Annotated in this window: 18 protein-coding genes, 1 tRNA gene and 1 pseudogene; 13 read left to right on the forward strand and 7 right to left on the reverse strand. The window is 72.9% G+C overall.

Annotated elements, in window-relative coordinates; all coding sequences use genetic code 11:
* Window positions 1-11 precede the first annotated feature (11 nt).
* The 3 genes from MED15_RS12165 to MED15_RS12175 are packed head-to-tail and all read left to right on the forward strand — an operon-like array spanning window position 12 to window position 2,504.
* On the forward strand, window positions 12-884 hold the full coding sequence (locus MED15_RS12165) for a PHP domain-containing protein (protein ID WP_112725964.1): 873 nt from the start codon (window positions 12-14) through the stop codon (window positions 882-884).
* Window positions 885-925: 41 nt separating this feature from the next.
* Complete coding sequence (locus tag MED15_RS12170; protein ID WP_091394729.1) at window positions 926-1,540, forward strand: MarC family protein; 615 nt, start codon at window positions 926-928, stop codon at window positions 1,538-1,540.
* Between the two features lie 13 nt (window positions 1,541-1,553).
* Complete coding sequence (locus tag MED15_RS12175; RefSeq protein WP_373861186.1) at window positions 1,554-2,504, forward strand: RecB family exonuclease; 951 nt, start codon at window positions 1,554-1,556, stop codon at window positions 2,502-2,504.
* A 20-nt stretch (window positions 2,505-2,524) separates the two neighbouring features.
* Here MED15_RS12175 and MED15_RS12180 read toward each other — a convergent pair whose 3' ends face one another.
* On the reverse strand, window positions 2,525-3,388 hold the full coding sequence (locus MED15_RS12180; RefSeq protein WP_112725966.1) for an oxygenase MpaB family protein: 864 nt from the start codon (window positions 3,386-3,388) through the stop codon (window positions 2,525-2,527).
* 60 nt (window positions 3,389-3,448) lie between these two features.
* The gene (locus MED15_RS12185) at window positions 3,449-3,877 is read right to left on the reverse strand and encodes a Fur family transcriptional regulator (protein WP_112581661.1); all 429 of its coding nucleotides are present in this window, start codon (window positions 3,875-3,877) and stop codon (window positions 3,449-3,451) included.
* Window positions 3,878-4,078: 201 nt separating this feature from the next.
* Between MED15_RS12185 and MED15_RS12190 the strand changes: the two genes are divergently transcribed.
* Window positions 4,079-4,561, forward strand: coding sequence for a DUF2231 domain-containing protein (locus MED15_RS12190; RefSeq protein ID WP_091397283.1), 483 nt, complete (start codon window positions 4,079-4,081; stop codon window positions 4,559-4,561).
* A gap of 236 nt (window positions 4,562-4,797) precedes the next feature.
* Here MED15_RS12190 and MED15_RS12195 read toward each other — a convergent pair whose 3' ends face one another.
* On the reverse strand, window positions 4,798-5,145 hold the full coding sequence (locus tag MED15_RS12195; protein WP_112735705.1) for a hypothetical protein: 348 nt from the start codon (window positions 5,143-5,145) through the stop codon (window positions 4,798-4,800).
* Between the two features lie 105 nt (window positions 5,146-5,250).
* Between MED15_RS12195 and MED15_RS12200 the strand changes: the two genes are divergently transcribed.
* A complete protein-coding gene (locus MED15_RS12200) occupies window positions 5,251-5,433 on the forward strand; it encodes a hypothetical protein (RefSeq protein ID WP_112735707.1) in 183 nt (60 codons plus the stop codon).
* Between the two features lie 10 nt (window positions 5,434-5,443).
* On the opposite strand, the gene MED15_RS33815 is transcribed toward MED15_RS12200, so the two are convergent.
* Window positions 5,444-5,647: a hypothetical protein gene (locus MED15_RS33815; RefSeq protein ID WP_208646621.1), complete on the reverse strand. Its 204-nt coding sequence runs from the start codon at window positions 5,645-5,647 to the stop codon at window positions 5,444-5,446.
* Window positions 5,648-5,960: 313 nt separating this feature from the next.
* Here MED15_RS33815 and MED15_RS34180 point away from each other — a divergent pair, with 313 nt between their 5' ends.
* Window positions 5,961-6,191: a hypothetical protein gene (locus MED15_RS34180; RefSeq protein ID WP_225855171.1), complete on the forward strand. Its 231-nt coding sequence runs from the start codon at window positions 5,961-5,963 to the stop codon at window positions 6,189-6,191.
* A 14-nt stretch (window positions 6,192-6,205) separates the two neighbouring features.
* Here the strand turns inward: MED15_RS34180 and MED15_RS34185 are convergent.
* Window positions 6,206-6,412 (reverse strand): annotated as a pseudogene (locus MED15_RS34185) (FmdB family zinc ribbon protein); the annotation flags it as partial.
* Window positions 6,409-7,086, reverse strand: a complete 678-nt coding sequence (locus MED15_RS12215) for a 5-formyltetrahydrofolate cyclo-ligase (RefSeq protein WP_112604089.1) — start codon at window positions 7,084-7,086, stop codon at window positions 6,409-6,411. The gene MED15_RS12215 and the pseudogene MED15_RS34185, both read right to left, overlap by 4 nt.
* Window positions 7,087-7,171: 85 nt before the next feature.
* On the opposite strand from MED15_RS12215, the gene MED15_RS12220 reads away from it, so the two are divergent.
* From MED15_RS12220 to MED15_RS12245, 6 genes are all read left to right on the forward strand, one after another.
* On the forward strand, window positions 7,172-9,526 hold the full coding sequence (locus tag MED15_RS12220) for a GGDEF domain-containing protein (RefSeq protein ID WP_208646623.1): 2,355 nt from the start codon (window positions 7,172-7,174) through the stop codon (window positions 9,524-9,526).
* Window positions 9,527-9,535: 9 nt separating this feature from the next.
* Window positions 9,536-10,498 carry a UTP--glucose-1-phosphate uridylyltransferase gene (locus MED15_RS12225; RefSeq protein WP_112581658.1) on the forward strand — a complete coding sequence of 321 codons (963 nt, stop codon included), beginning with the start codon at window positions 9,536-9,538 and terminating at the stop codon, window positions 10,496-10,498.
* The gene (locus MED15_RS12230) at window positions 10,495-11,808 is read left to right on the forward strand and encodes a molybdopterin molybdotransferase MoeA (protein ID WP_091394702.1); all 1,314 of its coding nucleotides are present in this window, start codon (window positions 10,495-10,497) and stop codon (window positions 11,806-11,808) included. The genes MED15_RS12225 and MED15_RS12230 overlap by 4 nt, the downstream gene beginning before the upstream one ends.
* 111 nt (window positions 11,809-11,919) lie before the next feature.
* Window positions 11,920-12,570 carry a GNAT family N-acetyltransferase gene (locus MED15_RS12235; RefSeq protein ID WP_091397273.1) on the forward strand — a complete coding sequence of 217 codons (651 nt, stop codon included), beginning with the start codon at window positions 11,920-11,922 and terminating at the stop codon, window positions 12,568-12,570.
* Window positions 12,571-12,770: 200 nt separating this feature from the next.
* Window positions 12,771-13,553: a divisome protein SepX/GlpR gene (sepX, locus tag MED15_RS12240; RefSeq protein ID WP_181541793.1), complete on the forward strand. Its 783-nt coding sequence runs from the start codon at window positions 12,771-12,773 to the stop codon at window positions 13,551-13,553.
* Between the two features lie 377 nt (window positions 13,554-13,930).
* Window positions 13,931-14,004, forward strand: a tRNA-Ala gene (locus tag MED15_RS12245).
* A 108-nt stretch (window positions 14,005-14,112) separates the two neighbouring features.
* On the opposite strand, the gene MED15_RS12250 is transcribed toward MED15_RS12245, so the two are convergent.
* Window positions 14,113-14,847 carry a hypothetical protein gene (locus tag MED15_RS12250; RefSeq protein WP_146763155.1) on the reverse strand — a complete coding sequence of 245 codons (735 nt, stop codon included), beginning with the start codon at window positions 14,845-14,847 and terminating at the stop codon, window positions 14,113-14,115.
* Between the two features lie 59 nt (window positions 14,848-14,906).
* Between MED15_RS12250 and MED15_RS12255 the strand changes: the two genes are divergently transcribed.
* A complete protein-coding gene (locus MED15_RS12255; RefSeq protein WP_112735646.1) occupies window positions 14,907-15,992 on the forward strand; it encodes a Gfo/Idh/MocA family protein in 1,086 nt (361 codons plus the stop codon).
* Window positions 15,993-16,044: the final 52 nt, after the last annotated feature.

Below are 16,044 nucleotides of genomic sequence, written 5' to 3' on the forward strand. Positions count from 1 at the left end.
AACGTCGGGCGGTGACCTCGCGTACCGGCCCTGCCCCCCGGATCGACCTGCACGCCCACTCGACAGCCAGCGACGGCACGCTGACCCCGGCCGAGCTGGTCGGCGCGGCCTTCGACGCCGGGCTGGACGTGCTGGCGATCACCGACCACGACACCACGGCTGGCTGGGCGCCGGCCGTGGGCGCGCTGCCGCCAGGTCTGCGTCTGATCCGGGGTGCCGAGTTGTCGTGTCGCTGGTCCGGTGCGCAGCCGGCGGTGCCGCTGCACCTGCTCGCGTACCTGTTCGATCCGGACCACCCGGAGCTGGTGGCCGAGCTGGCGCGGGTCCGGGCCGCCCGGGAGGAGCGCGGCGAACGGATGGTCGGCCTCCTGCGGGCTGACGGCATCGACGTGAACTGGCCGGACATCCTGGCCGGCGCGGGTGGCGGCACCGTGGGACGTCCGCACATCGCGCAGGCACTCATCCGCGCCGGCCTGGTCGACAGCGTCCGGGAGGCGTTCGGCCCGGACTGGCTGGGCGAGCGGTACCGGCTGCCCAAGGAGGACATCGACGTGTTCCGGGCCGTTCGACTGGTACTGGAGGCCGGAGGCGTGCCGGTCTTCGCCCACCCGCGCGCCACCCGACGTGGCCGGGTGGTGCCCGACGAGCTGATCGCCGAGCTGGCCGCCGCCGGGCTCGCCGGGCTCGAAACGGACCACGAGGACCACAGCCCGGCCGAGCGGGAACACGTGCGGGCGCTCGCCGCCGAGCTGGGTCTGCTCGTCACCGGCTCCTCGGATTTTCACGGCACCCACAAGACCGTCCAGCTCGGCGCTTTCAGCACCAGCGTCGAGGCGTACGAGCGGATCGTCGCCGAGGGGGTGACCGAGGTCGCTTCGGGCTGATCCGGGTATTTCGCCCATCGCGGCGCGGCTAGGTTGATCACGTGGATCTGAAGCTGTTCGGCGAGGTTTTCGTGACCCTGCTGGTGATCACCGACCCGCCGGGCATGATGCCGATCTTCCTGGCGCTGACCGGCCCGCTGCCCGCCCGCGACCGTAACCGGGCAGCCTGGCAGGCCGTCGCGTTGGCGCTCGGCGTCATCGTGATCTTCGCGGTGGCGGGGCAGACCCTGCTCGACTACCTGCACGTGGACCTTCCGGCGTTGCAGGCGGCCGGTGGGCTCCTGCTCGTGCTCGTCGCCCTGGAACTGCTGACCGGCAAGGCCGACGACCCGAGCCAGCAGGTCACCTCCAACATCGCGCTGGTGCCGCTGGGCACGCCGTTGCTGGCCGGCCCGGGCGCCATCGTGGCCACCATGCTCTTCGTCCAGCAGGCCGACGGGCTGGGAGAGTTCAGCGCCATCGCCGTGGCGATCCTCGCCGTGATGGTCGCCGTCTGGATCGTCCTGCGCTTCTCCGGCGGCATCGTGAAGATCCTCCGGCCGGGCGGGATCGAGGTGCTGACCCGGATCGCCGGCCTGCTGCTGGCCGCGATCGCCGTGCAGCTCATCGCCGACGCGGTGGCCGCCTTCGTCACGCAGTACGTGAACATGGCCTGACGGCACGCGCGCGATGTCGGAGGTGGATGGCAGGATCGCAGGCGTGCGACGATCCTCATCAGCGGGGCGGCCGGCCGCCGGCGGCCGGGCCCCGCGACAGCGCGCCGGCGACGCCGAGCAGCTCGGCTTCGAGGGCATGCCGGAGCGGCTGTTCGTCTGCACCCCGAGCAAGCTCGGCACGTACGCGGACTGCCCGCGTCGCTACCGCTACTCCTACGTCGACCGGCCCGCCCCACCCAAGGGCCCCCCGTGGGCGCACAACTCGCTCGGCGCCAGCGTGCACACCGCCCTGAAGAACTGGTATGCGCTGCCCGCCGACCGGCGGCGTCCCGAGGCGCTGGCCACGCTGCTCAAGGGCACCTGGGTCCGCGAGGGCTACCGCGACGATGAGCAGGAGCGGGCCGCCTACCGGCGGGCGTTGGGATGGCTGGAGGCGTACGTCGAGACGCTGGAGCCGGATTCCGACCCGCTCGGCGTGGAGCGGGTGGTGGCGGTCAAGACCGCGGTGTTGGCGTTCAACGGTCGCGCCGACCGCATCGACTCGCGGCCCGGCCCCGAGGGGCCGGAGCTGGTCATCGTCGACTACAAGACCGGCCGCACCGGGCTGGACACCGACGACGCCCGGGGCTCGCAGGCGCTGGCGCTCTACGCGTACGCCGCCGAGCGTGTGTTCCGTCGGCCGTGCCGCCGGGTGGAGCTGCACCACCTGCCGACCGGCACGGTCGCCGGCCACGACCACACCGTCGAGTCGCTGGCCCGACAACTGACCCGCGCGGAAGAGACAGCCCGCGACATCATGGCCGCCGAGCGGGCAGTCGCCGACGGCGCCGACGCGGACGAGGCTTTCCCGGTAGCGCCCAGCCCGCGCTGTGGCTGGTGCGACTTCCGGCGGCACTGCCCGACGGGCGCGCAGGCCCCGGGCAAGGAGCCGTGGGCGGCCATGGACCGGCCGGCCGGCGGCTGATCCCGCTGTCGAGGGTCGGGTCAACCGGCCAGCGAGGCGGCGGCGTGCCGCGCGGCCCGCTCCTTGGCCGCCTGGATCAACGGCCCCTCCAGGTAACGGCGGGGGACGGCAGCGAACGCGAGCCGCAGCGCGCGCACGGTCAGGTCCGCCGACAGCGCGGTGGTCGGTAGACCGAGACCGCCGTACATCCGGTGCGCCCACGTCGGCAGCAGCGCGAACGCGGTGCCGGCGATCCCCAGGTACGCCCAACGTGGCGGGCCCAGCGTGAGCCCCAACCGGACCGGCAGGCTGAGCTTCCAGGGCAGCGGCGGGGCGGTGAGGAACACCGCCGTCTCGGCAGCCTCCCGGGTCATCCGCAACTGTGGCCGTACTGCCTCGTAGAAGTCGGCGACCTCGGCGGCGGTGCCCGGAACGGTGGCCGGGTCCAGGCCGACCAGGGCGGCGGCGCGGCGCTGCTCGGTGTAGTAGCCGTCCACCTCGTCGTCGCTCAGCGGCAGCCCGGCCCGTCGGGCCGTGCTCAGGAACGACTCGACCTCGGTCACGTGCACCCAGCGCAGCAGGTCTGGTTCGTCGATCCGGAACTGCTCACCGGTGAGCGTGTCGGTCGCCCGCAGCCGGCTGTGCAGGCGGCGCAGCCGGGCCCCGGCGGCCTCCGCCTCGGCGGTGGTCCCGTAGACGGTGGTCGCCACGTAGGTCGCGGTGCGGACCAGCCGGCCCCAGGCGTCGGTGCGGTAGTTGCTGTTCTGCGCGACCCCGGCCATGGCCCGGGGGTGCAACGCCTGGAGGTAGAGCGAGCGCAGGCCGGCGACGATCAGGATCGGCTCCTCGTGCACCTTCCACGTGACCGAACCCGGACCGAAAAGGCCGAGGTCATCGGAGTCCACCGCCCAAGAGTGCCACGGTGGGGCCGACCTCGCCGGTCACGTGCCAACCGGTGCCGCTGATCAGACGTCGGCGGAGCGGCGGGCCCGACAGCCCGGGCAGAGACCCCAGAAGGTCACTTCGGCCTCGTCCACCTCGAACCCGTGCGCGCTGTTCGGCTCCAGGCACGGGGCGCTGCCCACCGCGCAGTCGATGTCGGCGATCTCGCCGCAGCCCCGGCAGACCACGTGGTGGTGATTGTCGCCCACCCGTGCCTCATAGCGGGCGGGACTGCCCGCCGGCTCGATCCGGCGTGACAGCCCGGCCCGGGACAGCGCGCCCAGCACGTCGTAGACCGCCTGGGTGGAGACCGAGTCGAGGCGTTCGCGAACCCGCCGGGTGATCTCGTCGACCTCCAGGTGGCCGCCGCCGGCCAGCACGTCGAGCACCGCGAGGCGTGGCCGCGTGACACGCAGGCCCCTCGACCGCAGCAGCTCCTCGGCACCCGACATTGGCCAATGACAACACGCCCGACCCACATCGACAACCGTCGCCCGCTCCGGGTGGCCACCGACACAGCCAGGCAAGATCGGGAGTACGGCCCAGAGGATGAACCCGATCGACGCGGCGCGCGTGTCACCGGTCGAGAGCCTGGGGACGATCGGCGGACCATAGGCTGACCACCCCTGACCATGATCCACCTGGAGGGTTCGATGTTCGAGGAGATCCTGGGTCTACCGGTGCACGTCCTGGTAATCCACGCGGTCGTCGTGTTCGTGCCGCTGCTGGCGGTGCTGGCCATCGCGTACGTGGGACTACCGCGGTGGCGGCACCGGCTGGACTGGGCCCTGGGCCTCCTCGCCGTGGCCGCGCCGGTGACCGCGTACGTCGCGGTCAAGTCGGGTGAGGCGCTCACCGACGCGCTGGTGGCCCGGGGCTTCCAGGGGCCGATCCTCGATCAGATCTTCGAGCACTCCCGCTACGGTGACATCCTGTTGCGCGTCGTGGTGCCGCTCGGGATCGTGGCCATCCTGCTGCTTGTGGCGACGAGTGGGCACCCCCGGGTGCCGCAGCTGCCCGCGCTGGTCATCCCGGTGTTGGCGGTAGCGGCCGTGGGGCTTTCCATTGCCGCCCTGGTCTACGTCTACCTGACCGGCCACTCCGGTGCCGAGACGGTTTGGGGCACCACCCTCTGAGCTGCTGCCCTACTGATCGACTGCACTGGCCTGGCTGGGGCTGTGGGCGCAGCCGGCGGTCGCCTCCGTCGGGGCGGACACGGTATTGAGCGGTATACCTCAGAGGTATGAATATGACTCTGAGGTATGCGGCTCAACAGCACATCGACGTGCCAGGCCAGCCAACACGCATGCTGGAGGTTGCGCTCCCGGGCCTGTTCCTCCAAGCCAGTGCCGCTGCTGCCCAGGGCTGAGGATCAGAAGATCACTCGCGAGCAGAGCAGGCAGAGTAGAACCAGCAGCACCACGCCGGCCGCCGCGCCGAAGCCGTAGGTGACCCGCTGCGAGCGCTGCTCGGCCGCGTCCAGGTCGGCCATGTCCTGCGGCGGCAACTGTCGTGGCGGCGCCGGCTGCAGATGTACGGGTGGACGCCAACCCGCCGGCGGCGCCACGCTCGGCGGCGGGCCGGAGTATCCGGTGGCAGGACCCCCGGCCGGCGGTGTGGCCGCGGGCGCGGCGGGAGGTTCGTCCGCCACGGTGTCGTCGCCGGTGTCGGGCCGTCGCCAGTAGTCGTCCGAGGTGCTGCCACCGCTGGGGGTCGTCACGCCGTCCGACGCTACCAACGCCACCGGCGGCCCGGTCGCTTCTGGCCGGCGTGCCACGGTCGACGGTCAGGTCTACCGTCGTCGGCTGCGCTAGTCTTGCCGCTCGTGAGCACCGAAGACCCCGGCACGCGCGGCGTACGTGGAGACGACGACCGCGCCGTCGACCTGAGCGAGGACTTCGTGGTGCTGCCCGAGCAGACCTCTGACGACACCGACCGTGGTTGGGGCGAGCGGTCCGGCGGCAACGACGACTGGTTGCTCGCCGAACGCCCCCCGCACTGGGACTGACCCCGGCGGCTCAACCAGCTCCCCGCGTGTCGTCTGCCACCGATGGCGCGTCGGTGGGCACGGCGGCCGGCGGGCATCCGGTCGGGGTGTGCAGGACTGCGGCGGCCAGGCCGAGCAGCGCGGCGACCAGACCGGCCCGGAGCAGGGTGCGCCCGCCGGGCAGAGTGAGCTGGCGCAGCGGGCGCAACGCCCGCGCGGAATTCGGATCGACCATCGCCTCTGCCGCCTCCCGTCCCCGAGCGCCGCAGTGGCACCCATGGACGGCAGGCTAGGCAGTTTTCGCCGCCTCGACTGACCCTCTGGCCGACGCCTGTGGACAACCGCGCGGCCTGTGGATAACGCCCATCCGCCGCCTCGACCTGCTAAGGCACCTGCCTTGATCAACTCGCGATCACGGAAACCGGGTGGCCAGAGCGACGGGGACAGGCCGACTTCCTGGAACCCGAGTGGATCAACCCGCCTGCTGAGGGGGCGACCGAGTTGATCGAGGCCCGACCCGTGGGGGTCGGGCCTTCGGCGATCAGGACGTGGAACTTGCCGCCGCCGCCTTGCCGCCGCCCGATCCACCCGAGGACGACCCGGAAGACGACCCCGAGGAGGACGACGAGCCCGAGGACGACCCGGACGAGGACGAGGACCCCGACGAGGACGACGAGGACGACGAGCTGTCACCGGAGGACGACTCGGACTTCGCCGGCTTGGTGGCCGTGCCGCCGGCGGTCGTCTCGGAACCGGAAGCCCGGGAGTCGGTGCGGTAGAAGCCCGAACCCTTGAAGACAATGCCGACCGAGTTGAAGACCTTGCGCAGCCGCCCCTGACACGCCGGGCACTCGGTCAACGGCTCGTCAGAGAAGGACTGCACCACCTCGAGCTGCTGACCGCACGTGGTGCAGGCGTACTGGTACGTGGGCACGTTCTCCTCCGGATCTGGGCTCAGCCAGTTGGCACTCGACGTATTCGAGTGCCAATGGTGCGTCATTCGCCCCGGGTTCGTCCAGCGGACGTGTGGGGCGCGACACCGCGCGCCGCACCCGGGCCGCCGTCAAGCGTACGCACCCCGTCGGCGGGAGTGACGACTGCGCGCACCCGACGGTCGTGGGGCTCTGCCGGCAGCGCCTCGACCAGCTCACCATCGTGCAGCGGCACCACCGTCACGGCCGCCTCGGGTACCCGGGCGAGTGCGCGGTCGTACGAGCCGCCGCCGCGCCCGAGCCGCCGACCGTGGCGGTCGACCGCGAGAGCCGGTACGACAACGAGTTCCGCGTGCGCCACGGCGGTCACCCCGAGGCGGGCACCGACCGGTTCTCGGATACCCCGTCCCGCCGCGATCAAGGCATCCGGCCCGGTATAGGCCGCCCAGTCCAGATCCAGGTCGGCGAGGAGCACCGGCAGCAGCAACTCGGCGTCCGCCGGCAGGGCCGCCCGCAGCACCTCGGGCAGGTCGCCGCCGCCCGGTTCGGAACCGACCGGCACGTACGCCGTCATCCGGTGCGGGCGCAGCCGGCGTACCAGTGCTACCAGCTCGGTCTGCACGCGCCCGGCGGCGGCTGCCCGGGTGGCGGCGGGCAGCGACCGGCGGCGAGCGAGCAGCTCGACGCGGGCGTCCCGCTTCGCCATCCGGGTCACTTCCGCTTCATCAGAAAATTCCGGCACGCAACACTCCTGACGCAACGCCTCTCCCACGGTTGCACTGTGTCAGCATCGCAAGCAACGGAGGCGGAACTTCCGGGGGGACCGAGTGACGCTACGCGGGCGGTTGACGGCAGCCTTCCTCGTGGTGGTGCTCGGGCCGGTCCTGCTCGGCGCGCTCTTCGTCGCCTCCACCCTCGCGGCGGTCGACCGCAGCCGCTCCACCGAGCGCCTGGCGGTGGCGGCGTCCACCGTTCGTACCTCGGTCGACGCGCTCTGCCAGCAGCTACGCGCCACCGCCGACGCGGTGGCGCTCACCGCCGATCCGGCCGTCGCCGCCGCGCAACTGGTCGGCCGGGGTCTGGCCGCCGCGGTGCTGGTCACCGACGTGGCCGGCCAGGTCACCTACCTGTCGCCCGGTGCGCCGTCGACCCCGTGGCAGGACTGCGCCGGCTCGACCGAGGGCGCGAACGGGGGCTCGAACCCAGGCTCGGCCGGCCCGGTCCGTGCGCTGGCGGCCCAGGTCGACCTGCACGACCGCGCCGGCACCCGGCTGGGCACTGTGACCGCCGCGCAACTGGTCGACCCGGCCTTCGTGGCCCGGCTGGCGGCGGTGACCGGGGTGGCGGTCACCCTGCTCGACAGTGGGGCGAGCGCCGCGCGGGTCACCCACACGACCGAGTCCCGTGACGTCCGCGACGCGGTGCTGGCCGCAGCCGTCGGCGTCCGGGGCGAGCAGGTCACCGAGACCAACGAGGGCCGGTACGTGCGCAGGCTCCGGCCCTCCGACGCGCAGCCGCTGCCACTGGTGCTCTCCGTGCCCAGTGAACGGCCACCGGGGCTGCACGCCACGCTTCTCGGGGTGGTCGTGCTGGCCGGGCTGCTCGCGGTGCTGACCGCCTGGCGGCTGGCCCGGGTGACCACCCGGCCGCTGGCGGAGCTGGCCGGTGCTGTCGACCGGGTGGCCCAGGGTGACCTGACCGCCCGGGTGCCGGTACGTAGTCGCGACGAGTTGGGACGGTTGGCCGCCGCGTTCAACCGGATGACCCGGGAGACCGGCTCCTACGTCGCGGCGTTGACCAGCAACCGGGATCAGCTGCGCGGGCATCTCGCGGTGCTCGGCGACACGCTGGCCAGCACGCACGACCTGCAACGCATCCTGCGGGTGATCCTGCGCAGTGCCATCGGGGCGACCGGCGCGCGTGCCGGTGCCGTACTGCTGGTGGAGACCGGCGGGGTGCTCGTCGCGCAGTGCACCGAGGGGTTGGACGGGCGCTGGCCGGCCGAGGAGGCGGACGGGTCGCAGACGCTCCGGGTGCCGGTCGGCGTCGGCGTGGTCGGTGAGGTCGCGGCCACCGGGGAACCGCAGCGGGGCAGGGCGGAGCCGACCGAGGCACCAACGGGCGAGCCACGCTGCCGCACCTACGTCGCGGTTCCGTTCGCCGCCCCGGCCGGCGGTGCCACGGCCACTATCGGCGGACCCTCCGGGTCGGTCGACGAGGCGGACGCGGCGGCCGCGCTCGGCGTGCTGGCTCTCTACGACCGGCTGGGCGCCGACGAGTTCGACGACGAAGACCTGGCCACCCTGCGCACCTTCGCCGGTCATGCGGCCGTCGCAGTGGACAACGTCCGGGTGCACGAGGAGGCGCAGCGGCTCTCCCTCACCGACCCGCTCACCGGGCTGTGGAACTACCGCTACCTGCGCGAGTCGATCCGGCGGGAGGTGGAACGGGCCAGCCGCTTCGGGCGGATGCTCAGCGTCCTCGCATTGGACCTGGACCGGTTCAAGGACGTCAACGACACCTACGGGCACGCCGCGGGGGACACCGTCCTGGCCGAGTTCGCCCGGCGGGTGCGCGGGGAGATCCGTGAGGTCGACCTGGCCTTCCGCCAGGGTGGTGAGGAGTTCGTGCTGCTGCTGCCGGAGACCGACGCGCGGGGCGCGGCGATCGTGGCCGAGCGGCTCGGCGCGGCGGTGCGCGACACGCCCATCGCCGTCGAGGCGTACGCCGGGCCGGTCCTGGTGACCGTGTCGGTGGGCATCGCCGTCTTCCCGGACCACGGCAGCACCGGGCGGGAGGTGCTGGAGGCCGCCGACGACGCGCTCTACGCGGCCAAGGCGGCGGGCCGCGACACGTACCGGGTCGCCGAGGTGCGCTCGGATCTGCCGACCCGGGAAATTCCCGTGCTCGCGTGTGCGGTGAGCCCACCCGACGGGCTGCCGCGCGCCGGCCAGCCGGTGCAGGCCAGCCGGGAGCCGGGCGGGCCCGCCCGGTCCGACCCGGCGGTGGGCGTACCGGAATCATCGCTGGCGGGCCCGGCGCACGCCCGACCGGATTCGGCCGACGACACGCCGGACAGCGCGACGGGCGCGGCGCGGGCCGGCCCGGACGCGGCGCGGCCGGGGCCGGGTGGCGGCGCGTCTTCTGGGCCACACCCGCCGCGGCAGACCCGTGGCCGATAGTCTCGCGGCATGTCGGAGCACTCAGCGAACCCCTCATCGACGGTCGCCGCAACTGGCCGTCCCCTGGCGGTCAAGGCCGTCATCCCGGCCGCCGGACTGGCCACCCGGTTCCTGCCGGCCACCAAGGCGGTGCCCAAGGAACTGCTGCCAGTGGTGGATCGGCCGGTGTTGCAGTACATCGTCGAGGAGGCCACGCAGGCCGGCATCGGTGACGTGTTGCTGATCACCGGTCGGGGTAAGACGTCGATGGTGGACCACTTCGACCGTCGCCCGGACCTGGAGACCAGGTTGGAGGAGAAGGGCGACTCCGAGCGGTTGGCCGCGGTACGTCGGCCGAGCGAGCTGGCCGAGATCTACACAGTGCGGCAGCCCGAGCAACTCGGGCTCGGCCACGCCATCGGGTACGCCGAGTCGCACGTCGGCGACCAGCCCTTCGCGGTGCTGCTCGGCGACGAGTTCGTCAAGCCGTCGGAGCCGCTGCTGCCGGCGATGCTGGAGTTGCAGGCCCGCACCGGCGGTGTGGTGCTCGCCTTCTTCGAGGTCGACCCGGCCGAGACCAAGCGGTACGGGATCGCCTCCGTCGAGCCGGCCGAGTCGGAGCTGACCGACATCGGCGAGGTCGTCAGGGTGACCGGGATGGTGGAGAAGCCGCAGCCCGAGGACGCCCCGAGCAACCTCGCGGTGCTCGGCCGCTACGTGTTGCCGGGCAGGATCTTCGACGCGATCCGGCGGACCAAGCCGGGCAGCGGCGGCGAGATCCAGCTGACCGACGCGATGGAGCTGCTGCGTACCGAGGGCGTCCCGGTGCACGCGATCGTCTACCGGGGCACCCGCTACGACACCGGCATGCCGCTGGGGTACCTCCAGACGGTGGTGCAGATCGCCGCCGAGCGCGACGACCTGGGCGCCGAGTTCCGGTCCTGGCTGGCCGACTTCGTCAAGGCCGACGCGGCAGGCGGATCTGGTACATGACCGCGACGGCCGACGCCGAGGCGGCCGCGAACGAGTTGACGCCGCTCGCCGACTACCTGGGCAGCGTGCTGCGCAGGTTGCGCGCGCTGCCGCCACTCGACCTCGACCTCACCCAGGCGCACGGCAACGTCCTCGCCGAGGACGTCGTCGCGCCGCACGCCTTCCCGGCCTTCGACCAGGCGGCAGTGGACGGCTACGCCGCGCGCTGGGAGGACATTTCCGGAGGGGGTCGGGGGCCGAGCTACGTCCCGGCCCCCTCCGGCACGCCCGGTGGTCGCACCATCCGGCTCAACGTGGTCGGCGATCTCGGCGCCGCGAGCTGGCGGCCGGTCCGGCTCACCCCCGGCTCGTGCTTCTCGGTGGCCGCCGGGGCTCCGCTGCCGGTCGCCGCTGACGTCGTGGTCCCGGTGGAGTGGACCGACCAGGGCATGGCCGCGGTGGAGATCTTCCGCACCCCCAAACGGGGGTACGGGGTACGTCGAGCGGGTGAGGAACTGCCCGCCGGCACCCTGCTGGCTCGGGCCGGCACCTACGTGTCCCCGGCCCTGGTCGCCGTCTTCGCGGCGACCGGCATCGGGCACGTGGTGGTCCGGCCCAGTCCACGGGTGGTCATCGTGGCCACCGGTGACGAACTCGTCGACGTGGGCCGGGGCAGTCAGCCCGGTCAGGTGGTGGACGCGAACTCGCACGCGCTGACCGCCGCGGCGGCCGAGGTGGGCGCGCTGGCGTACCGGGTGGGAATCTGCGACGACGACCCGGAGGGGCTGCGCGGGCTGTTGGAGGACCAGACGCTGCGCGCCGACCTGATCATCACGACCGGGGGCACCGGCACCGGCCCCGGTGACATGGTGCGCCGGATCCTCTCCCGCCGTGAGGGCGGTCGCGCCGGGCCGGTCACCTTCACCGACGTGGCGCTCTATCCCGGCACCGCGCTCGGGTTCGGCACGGTCGGCGCCGAGGAGGTGCCGGTGGTCTGCCTGCCCGGCGACCCGGGCGCTGCGTTGATCGGCTTCGAGGTCCTGGCCCGCCCCGCCATCCAACTGCTCGCCGGCGCCGAGCCGGTGTTCCGACCCAGTGTGCGGGCACACCTGCTGGAGACCGTGTCGTCGCCGACGGGGCTGCGCGAGTTCCGGCCGGCGCACGTCGCCGAGCGACGCGGCGGCGGGTACACGGTCCAGCCGCTCAGCGGGGGGCCGTTCACCCTCTCGGGGTTGGCCGAGGCCAACGGGCTGCTGGTGCTCGGCGAGCGGGTCACCACGGCCGCGGCCGGCTCCACAGTGGACGTCCTGCTGCTGGACCGCCGCCGGTGACGCGTTCCGGCCGGTCCGCTCGCGGCCCGCGTCGGGTGATCGTCGAATCTGTGCGGTGAACGTGGTGGGGCTACTTGCGCGCGACACGGTCCCGCGCGGGAGACTGTGCGGGTGAGTCTCTTCGGACCCGCGCGGGCACCGGGCTGGCCGGTGGAGCTGGCAGACGGCCCAGTGCTGCTGCGGCCCTACCGGCGCTCCGATGCGGCGGCGTGGTCGGAGGTGCGACGGGCCAACCGGGCCTGGCTGGCACCCTGGGAGTCGTCACTGCCCGGCGGTTGGGACGAGATGAACTCGCCGGCCGCGTTCCGCTGGGTGCACCGTGACCAGCGGCGTTCGGCCCGCGAGGGTGAGGGCATGCCGTTCGCGGTCTGCCTGCGTGAGGCCGACCGGGACCGGCTGGTCGGGCACATCAACGTGGGCAGCATCGTGCGGCGGGCGCTCTGCTCCGGCTACGTCGGCTACTGGGTGGACGCGCGGGTCGCCGGCCAGGGTGTGATCCCGACGGCGCTGGCGCTCGCCGTGGACCACGCGTTCGGGCCGGGCGGGCTGCACCGGGTGGAGGTGAACATCCGTCCGGAGAACCGGCCGTCCCGCCGGGTGGTGGAGAAGCTGGGCTTCCGCGAGGAGGCGTACCACGTGCGCTACATGCACATCGACGGCGCGTGGCGGGACCACATCGGGTACGCGATGACGAGTGAGGAGATCGCCGCCGAGGGTGGCCTGCTGGCCCGCTGGCACCGGGTTCGCGCCAACGCGCGGTAGGAGGATTTCCCGACATCCGCCCACTCGTCCCACGGACGGGATCGGCGCGGCGCGGTGGCATCCCGGTCGGTGCGCCGTAACCTCAAGTAACTGCAAGCTGCGGCAAGCGCTCCCCGGCCGGACGATCCACGCGCCCAGGCGTGATCGATGGAAGATCCTGCGGTCGGATGGCGGTTGCTTCGAATTCGGTGACGGGAGGGGTGAGGGTGCCGACCTCGGTGCTCCTCGCCGTCCTCGCCGCCGCCGGCCTGCTCGCCCTGGCCCCGGCGTTGGTTCGCCGGTACGACGCCACCGAGCGGCTGGTGGCGGAGCGGGCGCAGTCGACGGCGCGGGTGCTCCAGCGCCGCCGACGGCGCCGCACTGTGCCCGGACGGCGACCCGTCCATCCTCCGCGCTCACTGATCGTCACCCTCAGTGAAGATGCGACTACTGGCGCGTTGAGCGCGCCGGTCTCCGCGCCACCGGCCGTCCGCCGCTCCGGTCGACTGCGCGCCGTGCCCGCCGCACCGAGGCGGTCCCGTCGCCGCCCGCCGCCGCGCCGACAGCACACCCCCGCCGTGTACCGGCGTCGCCGGGTGCTCGCCGCCCTACTGCTGCTCAACGTCGTCGAGCTGATCGGCGTGCTGTTCGTCAGCCCCGGCTTCTGGGTCGGCTTCGGGGTCACCTTCCTGCTCCTGGCTCTGTACGTCGTGCACCTGCGGGGCCAGGCCCTCGCCGGGCGTCGCCGCCGCCGCGCCCGAGCCCGGGAGGCCGCCTGGTTGGCCGCCCGGCAGGCCGAGGTGCGCCGGGAGCAGGCCCGCCGGGCCGCGGCCCGCCGGGAGGCGCAGCGCCGCCTCGCCGCCCAGCGCGAAGGGGTACGCCGAGCCGCCATGGGCCTGGACCGTCCGGGAGACCTGCCGGCGGCGGTCAACGGCGGATCGGTCTCGTACCGGCGGTCGGGCGGCCTGCGCGGTCGCCCCTACGAGGCCGGCCGAGGCGCCTGACGCGGGTCTCGGCCGTGCCTTGGTTCCGGCCGTGCCCGGGGCTTGGCCGTGCCCGGGGCTTGGCCGTGCCCCGGGCTTGGCCGTGCCCCGGGCTTGGCCGTGCCCCGGGCTTGGCCGTGCCCCGGGCTTGGCCGTGCCCCGGGCTTGGCCGTGCCTCGGTCCCGGCCGTGCCCGGCCGGCTTGATCGACTCGGGTTCCTGGAAGTCGGGTGGTTGTGGCGTCCGGGATGCCCCGGTTTCCAGGAACCCGAGTCGATCTTCGGGCGGGTCGCAGGGCCGGGCAGGGGGCGGATTCGCGGTGAAGGCCGACGACCTGTTAGCCTTGCTGCCGGCCCGCCCGGTGTAAGCCGGGTGGGACCGAAGCCGGTTCGCCGGCGGGGGGCTGTGGCGCAGACTGGTAGCGCACCTCGTTCGCATCGAGGGGGTCAGGGGTTCAAATCCCCTCAGCTCCACCCCAGGTCAAAGGCCGTTTCCGCGAGTCGGAGACGGCCTTTTGCGATCTTCCAGGTGCGTGACCGACCTTCCGACGTCCCCGCCGGGCAGACCAAGCGTTGATCCACCTAGGCGAAGCGTTCGGTCGTCACCGGTATCAAGCCGTGCTGTCGCAGGACGTTCGTCAGCTCGGACAGGGTCGAGCCGAGCGCCGCGGTGCCATCGGTCCTCAGCAGCGCGGTCACGTCGAGGCACCAGGCCAGGGAGTGGCCGACCCGGCGCAGATCCCAGGTGAACTGGTCGCCGTGCTCGACGAGACGACCGCTCGCGGCGGACGCGACAGTGCCGCCCGCCGGTGACCGCCAGGCCGTCCGGAGGCTCGCCACCTGCTCGGCGCGGAGATCCTTGGCGAAGAGGACCCGGTACACCCGCCGTTCGTGGAAGCCGACCGGTGGCTGCGCCGGGCCGAGCCGCAGCGGCGGGGCGGTGGCGATCGGTTGATGGTCGAGGAAGTGCGTACGAAGCAGCGGCTCGTCCGGCAGTTGCCCACCACCGAGCGCGCGGTGGACGTCCTCGGCCTCCCGGCGGGACGTGGGGAGCACCCGCGCCAGCACCTCGGGGTCGGTGCGCATGCCGCGACTCAGCGCGGCGGAACTCCACCAGCCGGCCTCCGGCGTCCAGCCGGCGCTGTCCAGCCCCGTCGTGGTGAAGTCGTGGTGGCGGGTGAACTCCTCGACGACGATCCCTTCCACAGTGGTGGCCGGGCCGTGGTTGTCGAGTCGAGGTAGGACCAGGTAGTAGTCCAGGGACGGTCCCGCGTCGGGCATCAGCACGGGCACGGCGCGCAACGGCTCGGTGGTCATCAGCACAACCGTAGCGAAGGAGAACGGTTAGCATCCGGACCCCAACGTGAGGAGCCCAGATGACTTCGGTGGCCCAGACCCGGTTCGGCATCATCGGCAGTGGCTGGCGGGGTGAGTTCTTCCTTCGCCTGGCCCGGCTGCTCCCCGAGCGGTTCCGGGTGACCGGGGTGGTGACGCGTACCGAATCGCGCGGAGCTGCCGTGACGGCCGACTGGGGTGTGCCGAGCTTTCGCACGACGGGCGAGTTGCTCGCCCACGAGCGGCCGGACTTCGTCATCGTGTCGGTGCCGTGGCCGGTGACACCAGAGGCGACCCGGGAGTTGGTCGCTGTCGGCGTACCGGTGCTCGCCGAGACGCCGCCCGCCCCCGACCTGGCGGGTCTGCGCTCGCTCTGGGCCGACGTCGGAGGCAGCGGCCTGGTGCAGGTCGCCGAGCAGTACCTGCTGATGCCCGGGCACGCGGCTCGGCTGGCGTTGGTCCGCGCCGGGGTGCTCGGTGAGCCGACCTCGGTCCAGATCTCCTCGACCCACCTGTACCACGCGGTCTCCCTGATCCGGGGTCTGCTCGGCGTCGGTCACGAGAGCGCCGAGGTGAGCGCGCGGGCCTTCGTCACGCCGCTGGCCAACCCGCTCTCGCCGGCCGGCTGGAGCGGCGACGACACCCCGCAGCAGCTCTCCACCACCCTCGCGACCATCGACTTCGGCGGGCGGATGGGGTTGTACGACTTCACCGACAACCAGTGGTGGAACCCGCTGCGCACCCGCCGGTTGGTGGTCCGGGGCTCGCGCGGTGAGCTGGTGGACGACCGGCTGGTCCGCCTGGTCGACCCGAGCACGCCGGTGGAGTCGTTCCTGACCCGGCGGCAGACCGGTCTCGACCTCAACCTGGAAGGGCTCGACCTCAAGCACATCAGCTTCGACGGCGACGTGGTCTACCGCAATCCGTTCGTCGGCAGCGGGATGTCCGACGACGACATCGCGGTGGCCGACATCGTCGCCCGCGCCGGGGCGTGGGCGCGGGAGGAGGGCCCTGCTCCGTATCCCCTCGCCGAGGCCTGCCAGGACCACCTGATCAGCCTCGCCATCGAAGAATCAATACGCGCCGGCCAGCCGGTCGTCACCGCCACCGAGGCATGGGGACGGTAGCTCCGGCGGATCCACTTCTGTCCCTTGGCTGACAGTACGCAACCGGGAAGCC

This window comes from Micromonospora noduli (assembly GCF_003264475.1).
Taxonomy (GTDB): Bacteria; Actinomycetota; Actinomycetes; order Mycobacteriales; family Micromonosporaceae; genus Micromonospora; species Micromonospora noduli.